The sequence below is a fragment of the Streptomyces sp. NPDC007971 genome, assembly GCF_042958635.1.
Taxonomy (GTDB): Bacteria; Actinomycetota; Actinomycetes; order Streptomycetales; family Streptomycetaceae; genus Streptomyces.
Genome location: NZ_JBIBJK010000005.1, coordinates 81,905 through 95,665, shown reverse-complemented (window position 1 = coordinate 95,665; position 13,761 = coordinate 81,905). Strand labels below are relative to the sequence as shown.

The window sequence follows — 13,761 nt, the reverse complement described above, 5'->3', positions numbered from 1 at the left end:
CCCAGAGGTTCATGACCCCCCGAGCCCGGTTAGACGCTCAGGCATGGAGAACGTATTCCGCCCGTTGAGCGTGGTCGGGGGTTCGGTGCTGCTCACCCTGGCCATCGGCTGGGCCACCGACCGCCTGCTGCACAAGGCCGACGAACGAAACCCCGAGTCGCCCCTGTGGGGCCTGCTGCGGCGCGGCCGGATCCCCTACCAGCTCGTCCTGTGCACCGCCCTGCTCAGAGGCTCCTACGCGCAGGCGAAGCTGCTGGACCGGCATCAGGCCGGGGTGGGCCGGGCCCTGACACTGGTGCTCATCGGGTCCGCCGCCTGGCTGGTGATCCGGATCGCCGGGGCGATCGTCGAGACCTCCTACAGCCGCTACGCACGCGCCCACCGGGACGCGGCCCGGGTGCGCCGGGTCCGCACACAGGTGGAGCTGATCATGCGGGTGGTCTCGGCGATCGTCATCGTGATGGCGATCGCCTCGATGCTGCTGACGTTCCCGGCGATGCGCGCGGCGGGCGCCTCGCTCCTGGCCTCCGCCGGCATCCTCGGCATCGTCGCCGGTGTCGCCGCCCAGTCGACCCTGTCGAACCTGTTCGCGGGGCTGCAGATCGCCTTCGGTGACATGGTGCGCATCGGTGACACGGTCGTCGTGGACGGGGAGTGGGGCTCCGTCGAGGAGATCACCCTGACCTTCCTGACCGTGCGGACCTGGGACGAGCGCAGGATCACCATGCCGGTGTCGTACTTCACCTCCAAGCCGTTCGAGAACTGGTCACGGGCCACCCCGCAGATGACGGGGACCGTCTACTGGCACCTCGATCACAGCGTGCCCGTCGAAGCGATGCGCGAGAAGCTGCGCGACATCCTGCGCGAGTGCCCGGCCTGGGACGGACGCGCCTACGGCCTGCAGGTCACGGACACGACCCCGAGCACCGTTCAGGTGCGGGCCCTGGTGACCGCGAAGGACGCCGACGACATCTGGACCGTGCGGGTCACGGTCCGTGAGCAGATGATCACCTGGCTGTCCGCGCACCATCCCCACGCGCTTCCCCGGGTCAACACCTCGGACGCGGCGCCGGTCCCGAACCACAGCGCGCACCCCGTCGACGGCCGGGTCCGGCACCACCGCTGACGCCCGCCACCGGACAGCGACCGCTACGCAAAGGCCGCAGGAGCCGCCTGCGGCCGACCCGGAAAGGGGCCGCGCGCGAGCGGGAAGGAGCAGCTCAGAGCAGGCTGCGCGCATCCAGATGCCTGAGCACCCGGTCCACGATCTCCGGATCGGCCCCCGGCTCACTGCGCGCCGCCAGTACCTCGTGCCGCGCCGCGCTGAGCATCTCCCCCTGGATCCGCCGCACCCTCTTCAGCCGCTTGGCCCGCTGGTGCTGCGCCTCGCGCCGCTCCTCCTCCCCCATGTCCGGGCTGATCCGGATCCCGATGTCGAAGGCCCGCCGCAGCATCTGCTCGGACAGCTCCTCCGGCAGCTCCTCCACCTGCTCGATCTCCCGCAGCCTGCGCTTGGCCGCCTTGGCAGCCCGTACGGCCAGGTCCTTCTCGAACTCCTTCTCCCGTTCGGAGTCGGCCTGCACCCCGAGCCGCTTCACCAGCCAGGGCAGGGTCAGCCCCTGCAGCACCAGGGTGGCGACGATCACCCCGAAGGCGATGAACACCAGCTCGTCCCGGTCGGGAAAGGGGGATCCGTCGTCGGTCTTCAGCGGGATCGCGAGCGCCAGCGCCACGGAGGCCACCCCGCGCATCCCGGACCACCACATCACCACGGTCTCCCGCCAGCTCACCGGGATGTCCTCGTCGTAGTCCCGCCGGGCGTGCAGCCGCTTGGTCAGCCAGGTCGCCGGCATCAGCCACAGCAGCCGGACGACCACCACGACCCCGACGACGGCCGCCGCCCAGCCGAGCAGTTCGCCCCAGCGCCCGGCCGCCGTCCGGATCGCGTTGTGCAGTTCGAGGCCGATCAGCCCGAAGGCGACGCCGGTGACGAGCGTGTCGATGATGTCCCAGAAGGCGTACCCGGCCAGCCGGGTCATCACGGCGTCGGCGTCGACGGCGTACTCGGCGATGAACAGGGCCGTGGTGAGCACGGCGAGCACCCCGGACCCGTGCAGCTCCTCGGCGAGCACGTAGGAGGCGTACGGCACCAGCAGGGTCAGCCCGATCTGCAGCGTCGCGTCGCCGAGCAGGTCCATCAGCTTGTTCGTGCCCCAGCCGAGCACCAGCCCGACCACGACCGCGACCACGGCGGACAGGACCAGGTCCAGACCGGCCTTCCAGGCCGAGAACTCCCCGCTGACGGCCGCGGCGATCGCGACGTGGTACAGCACGATGGCCGTGACGTCGTTGAAGAGCCCCTCGCCCTCCAGGATCGACACCAGGCGGCGCGGCAGTCCGAGCTGCCCGGCGACGGCGGTCGCGGCGACCGGGTCCGGCGGGGCGAGCAGCGCGCCCAGCGCCACGGCCGCCGCGACCGGCAGCCCGGGCACGATCGCGTGGGCGACGGCGGCCACGCACAGCGTCGTCACGAACACCAGGGCGACGGCCAGCAGGAAGATGGGCCGCTTGTTCGCCGCGAACTGGCGCCAGGACGTCCGCCGGACCGCGGCGTAGAGCAGCGGCGGCAGCAGCGCGGGCAGGATCAGCTCGGGCGGGATGTCCACGTTGGGCACGAAGTCGGCCACGGCCAGGACTCCGCCGAACAGTGTCATCAGTACCGGCGCCGGCAGCCCGAACCTGTCCCCCACCGGGACGCTCACCAGGGCCCCGAGCAGCAGCACGAACAGCAGGGCCAACTGATCCACGGGCGGCGCTCCGGGGGTCGACGATCACACGGCAGGCCTCCAGCCTGCCACGGCCCCCGCCGCCCGGCCGGTCGGCGCCCCTCGGCTACAGTGCGCGCCGCATCGCCCGGTGCGGTATCCCGGCGTCCGGGAACTCCGGGCCGTACGCCTCGTACCCGAGCCGTTCGTAGAAGCCCATGGCCCGGGTCTGCGCGTGCAGGTCCACCGCCGTCAGGCCACGCGCGCGTGCCGCGTCCTCGATGGCTCGCACGAGGGCCACGCCGACGCCCAGCCCGCGCGCCGGACGGGCCACGGCGAGCCGCCCCAGGGAGCCCACGGAGGCGTCCGCGCCGGTCTTGGTCGCGGCCGCCTCGCCGTGCAGCAGCCGTCCGGTGCCGAGCGGCAGACCGTCCTCGCGGACCGCCAGCACATGCACGGCGACGGCGTCGTACGCGTCGTACTCGATCTCCTGCGGGACGCCCTGCTCGACGACGAAGACCTCCTTGCGCACCGCGAAGCAGGCCTCGCGGTCGGCGGGGTCCGCGGCGGTCCGTACGGTGTACGGCACGCTCACGCGTACGTCTCCTCGCGCACCTGGTCGAGGGCCTTCTGCAGGTCCTCCGGGTAGTCGCAGGCGAACTCCACCCACTGCCCGTCCCCGGGGTGCTCGAAGCCGAGCCGAACGGCGTGCAGCCACTGCCGGGTCAGCCCCAGCCGCTTGGCGAGGGTCGGGTCGGCGCCGTAGGTCAGATCGCCGACGCAGGGGTGGCGGTGGGCGGACATGTGGACGCGGATCTGGTGAGTGCGGCCGGTCTCCAGCTTCACATCCAGCAGCGAGGCCGCACGGAACGCCTCGATGAGGTCGTAGTGGGTCACGGAGGGCTTGCCCTCGGCCGTGACCGCCCACTTGTAGTCGTGGTTCGGGTGCCGGCCGATCGGGGCGTCGATCGTGCCGCTCGTCGGGTCCGGGTGGCCCTGGACGAGGGCGTGGTAGCGCTTGTCGACCGTGCGCTCCTTGAACTGGCGCTTGAGCGACGTGTAGGCGTACTCGGACTTCGCGACCACCATCAGGCCCGAGGTGCCGACGTCGAGGCGGTGCACGATGCCCTGGCGCTCGGCGGCGCCGGAAGTGGAGATGCGGTACCCGGCCGCGGCGAGACCGCCGATGACGGTCGGCCCCGACCAGCCCGGCGAGGGGTGCGCCGCCACGCCCACCGGCTTGACGATGACGACCACGTCATCGTCGTCGTGCACGATCTCCATGCCCTCGACCGGCTCCGCGACGATCTGCACGGGCGCGGCCGCCCCCGGCATCTCGACCTCCAGCCAGGCTCCGCCGCGCACCCGCTCGGACTTGCCGACCACCGTGCCGTCGACCTGCACCTTGCCTGCCGCTGCCAGCTCGGCCGCCTTCGTACGGGAGAAGCCGAACATGCGGGAGATGGCGGCGTCGACGCGCTCGCCCTCCAGGCCGTCGGGTACGGGCAGGGTGCGGACCTCGGGAATCGTACTCACCCGTCGAGTATGCCGGACAGGTCCGACAGCCTCGTACGAGAGGCCCGTGGCCCCGGGTGCTCCTTACCACGGTCCCGGTCCGCCGTTTCACGGTCCCGGTCCGCCGTTTCACGACCCCGATCCGCCGTGCCACGGCCCCGGCCCGCCGCACCGCGGCCTCGGTCTCCCGTACGGCCGTGCTGGTCCTCGTGCCGCCGTACCGGTCCTCGTGACCGGGGTCCCGGTCCTCGTACCGCGCGGTGTCAGTCCTTGTGGACGGTGCCGTCCGGGTCCAGGCCGCGGAAGGACAGCAGCACGATCAGGATGCCGCCGCACACGATCGCGGAGTCGGCCAGGTTGAAGACCGCGAAGCCCTTGGGGGCGATGAAGTCCACGACCTCGCCCTCGAAGATCCCGGGCGCCCGGAAAATCCGGTCGGTGAGGTTGCCGAGCGCGCCGCCGAGCAGCAGGCCGAGCGCGACCGCCCAGGGAAAGCTGTAGAGCTTGCGGGCGAGGCGGATGATCACCACGATCACGGCGGCCGCGATCAGCGTGAAGATGATCGTGAAGGCCGCGCCGAAGCCGAAGGCCGCGCCCGGGTTGCGGATCGCGTGCAGCTCCAGCAGGTCCCCGACCACCTGGATCGGCTCGTGGTGCTCCAGCTTGGCGACGACGAGCATCTTGCTGATCAGGTCGAGGGCGTAGGCGAACGCGGCCACCGCGAACAGCACGGCGATCCGGCGGCCGCGCCCGGTCCGCCGCCGGGCCGACGCCTCCTGCGCGACGGTGCCGGACTCGTCGGACGCGCCGGGCCGGGCGGACGCTCCGGCCGCCGCCGTCTGCTCGCCGTTGTCGTCCGGGGTGTCCGGCGTACCGATGGTGCGCTCCGCCTCTGCCACGTGAGTCCCTCAACCTAGATGCCTGACCGAGGACGAGACTACGGCACGCCCGGGCGGACCCCCGTGCTCAGGAGCGACGTTCCTGCTTCTGCTTGCACTCCACGCACAGGGTGGCCCTCGGGAACGCCTGCATGCGGGCCTTGCCGATGGGATTGCCGCAGTTCTCGCACAGGCCGTAGGTGCCCGCGTCGAGGCGTTCCAGGGCGCGCTCGGTCTGGATCAGCATCTCGCGCGCGTTGGCCGCCAGCGCCATCTCGTGCTCGCGCGTGATGTTCTTGGTCCCGGTGTCGGCCTGGTCGTCGCCGGCGCCGTCCCCGGAGTCCCGCATGAGGCCCACCAGGGACTCCTCGGAGGAGCTGATCTCGGTCCTCAGCCGCAGCGCCTCGGCCGTCAGCTCCGCGCGGGCCTCCGCGACCTCCTTTGGGGTCCAGGGGTCCTCACCGGGGCGCACCGCCAGCTCGCCGGGCTTCACCGCGGCGATCCGCGCCTTGGGAACGGCGGTCTCCGCCGTGGCCGTGCCAGGAGTTTTCTTCGCAACCACCGTCGTGGCTCCCGTCTGCTTCGCGGCCCGCGCCGCGCCCGCCTTCTTGGCCGTGCTCTTGTCGGCCGCCCCCGTGGTGACGTCCCCGGCGGCCGTCTTCCTCGCGCCCGCTCTCCTCCCGCCCTCCGCCGCCTTCGCGGCCGTCTTCCCCGCGGCCGCCTTCCTGCCCGCCGCCTTCCTGCCCGCAGCCCTCCTGGCTGTCGCCTGCTTGCCGGCCGACTCCTCGGCCTGCGCCTTCTCGGCTGCCGCCTCCTCTGCCCCGGCCTGTGCCCTCTTGGCCTCCGCTTCCTCGGCCTCCGCCTTCCTGACCTGTGCCTTCTTGGTCTCCGCCTTCTCGGTCTCCGCCTTCTTGGTCTCCGCCTTCTTGGTCGCGGCCTTGGCCGCTGCCGCCTTCCTGGCAGGTGTCTTCGCGGGCGGCGCCTTCTCGGCCGGTGCCTGGTCCGTGACGGCCTTCCCGGCTGCGGTCTTCTTCCCGACGGCCTCCGCCCCGGCTCCCCTCCGGTGTCCGCCCTCCTCCCCCGCGACCACCTTCTTCATGGCCGTCACCTTCTTCACGGCAGCGTGCGAGTTCTTCTTGCCGCCGGCTCTCCTGGCCTCACCACCGGAGGAAGCCGTACGGGCGGAGGCGGCCGCGTCCCCGGTGCGACCGGTCGCCGGCTGCTGTACGGCGGTCTTCTTCGCCACCATGGCCGCGACCCCTTCACATATTGTGATCTTGCACGCGAATCGTGCTGGGACGATAAATCGACTTGAGTCCCGCGGCAACGGGGCACGCCGCCCGATTCGCCCGCCCCGCGCCCCCGCGCACGAGACCTGCATGCGTTGTGCCCAGCTCCCCGCCGGGTAATCCGCCGAGCCGGACGCCCGAGGATGTGAACACCTGCCCCCCCTCGCCATTCGGGTCACCCGGCCCCGTCCTCGCGGCCCGGCCGCGCACCGGAGAAATGCGGTCGGCCGGTGTCCGTGCGGAGCCGTACACTGGGCGGAGCGAAAAGCGTGGATGGGGACGAGTAGCGGCGTACGCAGCCCAGAGCGACCCGGGGACGGTGTGAGCCCGGGGGCGAGCGCGACGTGAAGATCACCCCGGAGCCGCCGGAAGAAAGCCGTGGAGCACCTCTCACGGCGAGTAGAGCCGGCTTCGCGACCCCAATGAGGGGGCTCACCGGCGCGTACGGCGCGGCGGAGGGCCAAGGAGGGTGGTACCGCGGGAGCGCGCCGCACACGGCGTAGACAGGATCGAAGGCTCTCGTCCCTCCGACGGAAGGCAGAAAGTCCGTTGGAGGATGCTCGCAGATGACAGCGCCGACGTACCGCCAGGTGCCCGCCCAGGTCGACCTGCCCGCGCTTGAGCACGCGGTGCTCGACTTCTGGCGCGACCAGAAGATCTTCGCCAAGAGCCTGGAGCAGTCCGAGGGCCGCCCGGAGTGGGTGTTCTACGAGGGCCCGCCCACCGCGAACGGCATGCCCGGCGCCCACCACATCGAGGCGCGCGTCTTCAAGGACGTCTTCCCCCGCTTCCGCACCATGCGCGGCTACCACGTGGCCCGCAAGGCCGGCTGGGACTGCCACGGTCTGCCGGTGGAGCTGGCGGTCGAGAAGGAGCTGGGCTTCTCCGGCAAGCAGGACATCGAGGCGTACGGCATCGCCGAGTTCAACGCCAAGTGCCGCGAGTCCGTGACCCGGCACACCGACGCCTTCGCCGAGCTGACGACCCGCATGGGCTACTGGGTCGACCTGGACGACGCCTACCGGACCATGGACCCCGAGTACGTGGAGTCGGTCTGGTGGTCGCTGAAGGAGATCTTCACCAAGGACCTGCTGGTCCAGGACCACCGTGTCGCCCCCTGGTGCCCGCGCTGCGGCACCGGCCTGTCCGACCACGAGCTGGCGCAGGGCTACGAGACGGTCGTGGACCCGTCCGTGTACGTCCGTTTCCCGCTCACCTCCGGTCCGCTGGCCGGCCAGGCCGCGCTCCTGGTGTGGACGACCACCCCCTGGACCCTGGTGTCCAACACGGCGGTCGCCGCGCACCCGGAGGTCACCTACGTCGTCGCCACCGACGGCGAGGAGAAGCTCGTCGTCGCCGAGCCGCTCGTCGCCAAGGCGCTGGGCGAGGGCTGGGAGACCACCGGCCAGACCTTCACCGGCGCCGAGATGGAGCGCTGGACGTATCAACGTCCGTTCGAGCTCGTGGAGTTCCCGGAGCCCGCCCACTACGTGGTGAACGCCGAGTACGTCACCACCGAGGACGGCACGGGTCTGGTCCACCAGTCCCCCGCCTTCGGTGAGGACGACCTCAGGGTCTGCCGCGCGTACGGCCTGCCCGTGGTCAACCCGGTCCGCCCCGACGGCACCTTCGAGGAGGACGTCCCGATGGTGGGCGGCGTCTTCTTCAAGAAGGCGGACGAAAAGCTCACCGAGGACCTCCAGCAGCGCGGTCTGCTCTTCAGGCACATCCCGTACGAGCACAGCTACCCGCACTGCTGGCGCTGCCACACCGCGCTGCTCTACTACGCGCAGCCCTCCTGGTACATCCGCACCACGGCGATCAAGGACCGCCTGATCCAGGAGAACGAGAAGACCAACTGGTTCCCGGACACCGTCAAGCACGGCCGCTTCGGCGACTGGCTGAACAACAACATCGACTGGGCGCTGTCCCGCAACCGCTACTGGGGCACCCCGCTGCCGATCTGGCGCTGTGAGGACGACCACCTCACCTGCGTCGGCTCCCGCGCGGAGCTGACCGAGCTAACCGGCACCGACCAGTCGGGCCTGGACCCGCACCGCCCCTACATCGACGAGGTCACCTTCGCCTGCCGTCACGACGGCTGCGGGAAGACGGCCACGCGCGTGCCGGAGGTCATCGACGCCTGGTACGACTCGGGCTCGATGCCGTTCGCGCAGTGGGGCTACCCGTACAAGAACAAGGAGCTGTTCGAGAGCCGGTACCCGGCCCAGTTCATCTCCGAGGCGATCGACCAGACCCGCGGGTGGTTCTACACCCTGATGGCGGTCGGCACCCTGGTCTTCGACAAGTCGTCGTACGAGAACGTCGTGTGCCTCGGCCACATCCTCGCCGAGGACGGCCGCAAGATGTCCAAGCACCTGGGCAACATCCTGCAGCCGATCCCGCTCATGGACCAGCACGGCGCGGACGCGGTGCGCTGGTTCATGGCGGCCGGCGGCTCCCCGTGGGCGGCCCGGCGCGTCGGCCACGGCACCATCCAGGAGGTCGTCCGCAAGACGCTCCTCACGTACTGGAACACGGTCGCCTTCCAGGCCCTGTACGCCCGCACGTCGAGCTGGGCCCCGTCCGCGGCCGACCCGGCCCCGGCCGACCGCCCGCTGCTGGACCGCTGGCTGCTGTCCGAGCTGCACGCGCTCACCGACCAGGTGACGCAGGCGCTGGAGGCCTACGACACCCAGCGCGCCGGCAAGCTGCTGTCCGCGTTCGTCGACGACCTGTCGAACTGGTACGTCCGCCGCTCGCGCCGCCGCTTCTGGCAGGGCGACAAGGCCGCGCTGCGCACGCTGCACGAGGTGCTGGAGACGGTCACGAAGCTGATGGCCCCGATCACCCCGTTCATCACGGAGCGGGTGTGGCAGGACCTGGTCGTGCCGGTGACCCCGGGCGCCCCGGACTCGGTCCACCTGGCCTCGTGGCCCGAGACGGACCTCGGTGCCATCGACCCGGAGCTGTCGAAGCAGATGGTCCTGGTCCGCCGGCTGGTGGAGCTGGGCCGCGCCACGCGCGCCGAGTCGGGCGTCAAGACGCGTCAGCCGCTGTCCCGCGCGCTGATCGCCGCCACCGGTTTCGACTCCCTCGACACCGAGCTGCACGCGCAGATCACCGAGGAGCTGAACGTCTCCTCCCTGGCGTCCCTCTCCGAGGTGGGCGGCTCACTGGTGGACACGACGGCCAAGGCCAACTTCCGCGCCCTGGGCAAGCGGTTCGGCAAGCGGGTCCAGGACGTGGCCAAGGCCGTCGCGAACGCCGACGCGGCCGCGCTGTCCCTCGCCCTGCGTGAGGGCACGGCGTCCGTGGAGGTCGACGGAGAGACGGTCGCCCTCGCCCCGGACGAGGTGATCATCACCGAGACCCCGCGCGAGGGCTGGTCGGTGGCCTCGGACTCCGGTGCCACGGTCGCCCTGGACCTGGAGATCACGGAGGAGCTGCGGCAGGCGGGCCTGGCCCGCGACGCGATCCGGCTGATCCAGGAGGCCCGCAAGAACAGCGGCCTGGACGTCGCCGACCGGATCGCACTGCGCTGGACCTCCACGGACCCGGCGGTCGTCGCCGCCCTGTCCGAGCACGCCTCACTGATCGCCGAGGAGGTCCTGGCGACCGACTTCGGCCAGGGCGAGGCCGACGGGACGTACGGCGAGCCCTTCACGGACGAGGGCCTGTCGCTGACGTTCCGGCTGCGCAAGGCCTAGCAGGAACCCGGGAAGGGCCCGGCTCCCCTCGGGGGGCCGGGCCCTTCCCCGATTCCGGGCCTTCCCTGGGCCCCGGGGCCTTCCCCGATTCCGGGCCCTCTACGGGCTCCGGGGCCTTCCCGCCCTCCGGGGCAGGACCGGCTTCCGAGGCAGGACCGGCTTCCGAGGCAGGACCGGCTTCCGAGGCAGGACCGGCTTCCGCAGGGGCCGGCTCCCAGCTGACGAAGACCCCGCCCGTGGCCGCTCCCGGATCGACCTCCACCAGGGCTCCCGCCACCTCGGCCGTGTCCGGTCCCGCTGCCCGGACGGGAAGGCCCGCCGCTGCCGGCAGCGCACGCGCCTCGGCCGCCCGGGCCTCCCCTCGCCGGATCGCCTCCGCGTCCGCCTGTCCGCCCCGGGGGACCGTCCACTCGTTCATGGCGATCACGCAACGACACTCGGTCGACACCCCCGTCAACACGCGTAAAAAGGGCGGGGCCCCGGACCGAAGTCCGGGGCCCCGCCCTGTTGAACGCTGCCGACGCCGTTGTCGTACTAGTGTCCGCGGCCCGTCAGTTGTCGTCCTCGTCGATCAGGAACCCACGCATCGGCGAGGGAGCCTGGCCCATCGGGGACGGGCCCTGCGGACGGACCGGAGCCATGGGCTGGGTCATCGCCGGGGTCATCTGCTGCTGACCGCCGTAGGACGGAGCAGACGGCGCCGGGGGGCCACCCATCGTCTGGTTGCCACCGTACGACGGGGTGCTCGCACCGGCCGGAGCCATGGACGGCGCCGGGGACGGCGGGAGCGAGGCGGTGGCCGGGGTACGCGGCGGGGCCAGAGAGTCGTCGGCCTGCGTCTCCAGCTGGCGCAGCTGCGACTCCAGGTACGACTTCAGGCGCGTGCGGTACTCGCGCTCGAAGCCGCGCAGGTCCTCGACCTTGCGCTCCAACGTGGCGCGCGCGGACTCCAGGGAGCCCATGGCGACACGGTGCTTCTCCTGCGCGTCCCGCTCCAGGGCATCGGCCTTGGCACGGGCGTCACGCTCCAGACCCTCGGCGCGGCTGCGGGCCTCGCCGACGATCTTGTTGGCCTCGGAGCGGGCCTCGGCGATCGCCTGGTCGGCGGTCTGCTGGGCCAGCGAGAGGACTCGGGCGGCACTGTCGCCGCCAGGGCCCTGACCGTGCATGCCGGGGCCGCCCATCGGACCGCCCATGGGGCCGCCCATCTGCTGCTGCATGGGCGGCTGACCGCCCATGGGGCCCTGCCCCATCGGACCCTGGCCCATCGGGCCCTGCCCCATCGGCCCCTGGCCCATCGGACCCTGGCCCATCGGGCCGGGACCCTGCTGGCCGCCCTGACCGCCGGGGCCGGCGGGCAGCTGCGGAGCACCGCTGGGCAGCTGGGGCGGGCCTCCCATGGGGCCGCCCATCTGCTGCTGCGGCGGGCCCGATATGCCGGCTGGCACCGGTGCACCGGGACCTCGCATGCCCTGCTGGGGAATGCCCTGCTGCTGGTCCTGCTCCGGAGGCTTGCGCATGTTCTGCTGGTTCTGGGCAGCAGCGCGCGTGGCCGCGGCCAGTTTGGCCCGCAGGTCCTCGTTCTCACGGAGCAGACGGGTCAGTTCGGCTTCGACCTCGTCGAGGAAGGCATCGACCTCGTCCTCGTCATAGCCTTCTCGGAGGCGGACGGTCGTGAACTGCTTGTTCCGCACGTCCTCGGGGGTCAACGGCATCTCTTCACCTCAACGTAGTCATCGGCAGTCGGCAAGACCGTATCGTCCACCCACATCACAGGAAGCTCCGCGCGACAGAGATGAGGATGTAGACGATGATCATCAGTACGAAGAAGGACAGGTCGAGCGCCACGCCCCCGAGACGCAGCGGCGGGATGAACCGCCGCAGAAGCTTCAGCGGTGGATCGGTGACAGTGTAGGTGGCCTCCAGGACGACCACCATCGCCTTGCCGGGTTGCCACGAGCGGGCGAACTGGAAGACGTAGTCCATGACCAGCCGGAAGATCAGCACGACGAGGAACACCATCAGCGCGATGTAGATCACCTGCGCGAACACGCTCATGGCCTGGGCTTCCCTCTCCCCTGTTTCCGTGCTTCCTACCGGTGGTACGTCTCAGCTCTGGTTGAAGAACCCGCCCTCTGCGATGCGGGCCTTGTCCTCCGCCGTGACATCGACGTTAGCAGGAGACAACAGAAACACCTTCTGCGTCACCCGCTCGATGCTGCCGTGAAGACCAAACACCAAACCGGCCGCAAAGTCGACAAGTCGCTTCGCGTCTGTGTCATCCATCTCAGTCAGATTCATGATCACCGGGGTGCCCTCACGGAAGTGTTCCCCGATGGTACGGGCCTCGTTATAGGTCCGCGGGTGAAGCGTGGTGATCCGGTAAGGCTCTCGTTCGGACACAACCTTGGGCATGATCACCGGCGCGTTCTTCTCCAGGGACTGGCGTTCTTGTGTGATGGATGCCACGGGCGCGATCCGCGCCGGACGTCCGGATTCCGCGGCGAGCGAAGCCGAACGGGCCACCGGTTCGCGCTGCGCGGGCGGCTGGACGATTCGCACCTCTTCGTCCCTTTGGGACTGATGTGCACCGTGAGACTGGTGTGACGACTCGTGCCGTCGGTGGTCCCGCTCGGGCTCCGGGTCCAACTCGGGCTCGAAGTCGTCGTCGGGGTCGAATCCGCGGCCGTCGTACCCATCGTCCTCCACGAGGCCGAGGTAGACCGCCATCTTGCGCATCGCGCCGGCCATGCTCTGAGTCCTCCGCTCTGTGGTGGATCGACTGACTACTGCCAAGTGCCCGCGATCCACGAGGTCGTTGTGCCCGCCTTCACGGGCACTGACCATATTTTCTGCTGTGGTCCGACTTCTTGGCGACGTTACCCGAGCCTGGGGCGGACTCCGAGTACCGCGGTACCGACGCGCACATGTGTCGCTCCGGCGGCCACGGCCTGTTCGAGGTCCGCACTCATCCCTGCCGACACCATGGTTGCAGCCGGATGAGCCCGGCGCAGGTCAGTCGACAAATCCATGAGCCGCCCGAATGCCGCCTGTTCGCGCCCCGCGTACTCCCCGGTGAGCGGGGCGACGGTCATCAGCCCGTCGAGCCGCAGCCCCGGAGCACGGGCCACGTGGTCGGCCAACTCTTCGATTCCGGCGGGCGCGACGCCACCGCGCTCACCCCGCTCCTTCTCACCGGCGTCGAGCGCGACCTGCAGGAGACAGCCCACCTCGCGCTCCGCCCGCACGGCCTCCTTCGACAGCGACGCGACGAGGCGCGCACGGTCCACGGACTGCACGACATCCGCGTAACCGACCACGGAACGCACTTTGTTGGTCTGAAGTTGACCGACAAAATGCCATTTGAGGGGAAGATCTGCACAGGCCGCGGCCTTCGGGGCGGCGTCCTGGTCACGGTTCTCGGCAACGTGGCGCACACCGAGTTCCGACAGAATCCGCACATCGCTCGCCGGGTAGGTCTTGGTGACCACGATCAGGGTCACCTCCTCCCGCGCCCGGCCGGCGGCCGCACAGGCGGCCGCGATGCGCTTCTCCACATTCGCCAGATTTGCGGCGAGTTCGGTCTTACGGTCCGTCATGCCCC

The 13,761-nt window shown here is 70.8% G+C and carries 11 protein-coding genes; 2 read left to right on the top strand and 9 right to left on the bottom strand.

The genetic code is table 11. The features are described 5' to 3' along the window. Nucleotides 1–43 precede the first annotated feature (43 nt). The gene (locus tag ACFZCP_RS11755) at nucleotides 44–1,126 is read left to right on the top strand and encodes a mechanosensitive ion channel domain-containing protein (protein WP_391426350.1); all 1,083 of its coding nucleotides are present in this window, start codon (nucleotides 44–46) and stop codon (nucleotides 1,124–1,126) included. Between the two features lie 94 nt (nucleotides 1,127–1,220). Here ACFZCP_RS11755 and ACFZCP_RS11750 read toward each other — a convergent pair whose 3' ends face one another. The 5 genes from ACFZCP_RS11750 to ACFZCP_RS11730 all read right to left on the bottom strand — a co-directional run bounded on the left by ACFZCP_RS11750 (nucleotide 1,221) and on the right by ACFZCP_RS11730 (nucleotide 6,407). Next, nucleotides 1,221–2,807: a Na+/H+ antiporter gene (locus tag ACFZCP_RS11750; protein ID WP_362679941.1), complete on the bottom strand. Its 1,587-nt coding sequence runs from the start codon at nucleotides 2,805–2,807 to the stop codon at nucleotides 1,221–1,223. A gap of 85 nt (nucleotides 2,808–2,892) precedes the next feature. Beyond that, nucleotides 2,893–3,360: a GNAT family N-acetyltransferase gene (locus tag ACFZCP_RS11745; protein WP_362679938.1), complete on the bottom strand. Its 468-nt coding sequence runs from the start codon at nucleotides 3,358–3,360 to the stop codon at nucleotides 2,893–2,895. Next, nucleotides 3,357–4,301, bottom strand: a complete 945-nt coding sequence (locus ACFZCP_RS11740) for an RluA family pseudouridine synthase (RefSeq protein ID WP_391426349.1) — start codon at nucleotides 4,299–4,301, stop codon at nucleotides 3,357–3,359. The genes ACFZCP_RS11745 and ACFZCP_RS11740 overlap by 4 nt, the downstream gene beginning before the upstream one ends. A 242-nt stretch (nucleotides 4,302–4,543) precedes the next feature. Further along, entirely contained in the window at nucleotides 4,544–5,179 is a 636-nt protein-coding gene (gene lspA, locus ACFZCP_RS11735) for a signal peptidase II (protein ID WP_391426347.1), read from the bottom strand. A 67-nt stretch (nucleotides 5,180–5,246) separates the two neighbouring features. After that, nucleotides 5,247–6,407: a TraR/DksA C4-type zinc finger protein gene (locus ACFZCP_RS11730; RefSeq protein WP_391426345.1), complete on the bottom strand. Its 1,161-nt coding sequence runs from the start codon at nucleotides 6,405–6,407 to the stop codon at nucleotides 5,247–5,249. A 606-nt stretch (nucleotides 6,408–7,013) separates the two neighbouring features. On the opposite strand from ACFZCP_RS11730, the gene ileS reads away from it, so the two are divergent. Further along, nucleotides 7,014–10,157, top strand: a complete 3,144-nt coding sequence (ileS, locus tag ACFZCP_RS11725; RefSeq protein WP_391426343.1) for an isoleucine--tRNA ligase — start codon at nucleotides 7,014–7,016, stop codon at nucleotides 10,155–10,157. 551 nt (nucleotides 10,158–10,708) lie between these two features. Here the strand turns inward: ileS and ACFZCP_RS11720 are convergent. From ACFZCP_RS11720 to ACFZCP_RS11705, 4 genes are all read right to left on the bottom strand, one after another. Further along, nucleotides 10,709–11,872, bottom strand: a complete 1,164-nt coding sequence (locus tag ACFZCP_RS11720; protein ID WP_391426342.1) for a DivIVA domain-containing protein — start codon at nucleotides 11,870–11,872, stop codon at nucleotides 10,709–10,711. 55 nt (nucleotides 11,873–11,927) lie between these two features. Then, a complete protein-coding gene (locus ACFZCP_RS11715) occupies nucleotides 11,928–12,215 on the bottom strand; it encodes a YggT family protein (RefSeq protein WP_066992668.1) in 288 nt (95 codons plus the stop codon). A gap of 51 nt (nucleotides 12,216–12,266) precedes the next feature. Then, nucleotides 12,267–12,908 (bottom strand): cell division protein SepF, encoded by a 642-nt coding sequence (locus ACFZCP_RS11710; protein ID WP_362679920.1) that lies wholly within the window; start codon nucleotides 12,906–12,908, stop codon nucleotides 12,267–12,269. A 128-nt stretch (nucleotides 12,909–13,036) separates the two neighbouring features. Then, nucleotides 13,037–13,756 (bottom strand): YggS family pyridoxal phosphate-dependent enzyme, encoded by a 720-nt coding sequence (locus ACFZCP_RS11705; RefSeq protein WP_391426340.1) that lies wholly within the window; start codon nucleotides 13,754–13,756, stop codon nucleotides 13,037–13,039. Nucleotides 13,757–13,761 lie beyond the last annotated feature (5 nt).